This is a genomic window from Mesorhizobium sp. M8A.F.Ca.ET.207.01.1.1 (genome assembly GCF_004794715.1).
GTDB lineage: Bacteria > Pseudomonadota > Alphaproteobacteria > Rhizobiales > Rhizobiaceae > Mesorhizobium.
The window spans coordinates 1-379 of record NZ_SRUS01000196.1 but is presented as its reverse complement, the minus strand read 5'-3'; the positions used below and the strand labels follow the sequence as shown (position 1 = coordinate 379).

Genomic DNA, 379 nt, shown 5'->3' with positions numbered 1-379 from the left:
CATGTCGTGATGGCTGCCGCGGTCGAACGGCGTGACCAGTCCCGGTTTCGGTGCCAGGGCCAGTTCTGCATGCAGGCTGGCAACGGCGAGGCGCCCCAGGCGCGCGCAGTCCACGGCGGCGGCCGGCCGGGCAGTCGGCTGCGCGACGGCGTTCATGCGCTCACCCCGGCAGCGGCGAATACGGACTCTCGCAGTTCCAGCGCGGCGCCGGCCGGGCGCTTGACCAGTACCTCGCGACTGCGCCCCGCGTATTCCCGCCAGTTCACGGCGGCGCCGTCGGCCAGGCACAGTTCGCCATCGACCCGTCGGCCGTATCGCGTTTCCCATGCCTGCAGCCTTGCAGCCAGGGCGTCGGCCTGCGCGGTGGTATCGATCCGCC

General features: G+C 72.3%; 1 protein-coding gene. It reads right to left on the bottom strand.

What is annotated here, in order from left to right; genetic code table 11:
* Window positions 1-152: 152 nt before the first annotated feature.
* Window positions 153-379: phosphoribosyl-dephospho-CoA transferase MdcG domain-containing protein (locus EN850_RS34145; RefSeq protein WP_281407305.1), on the bottom strand; the 227-nt coding region annotated here is incomplete at its 5' end.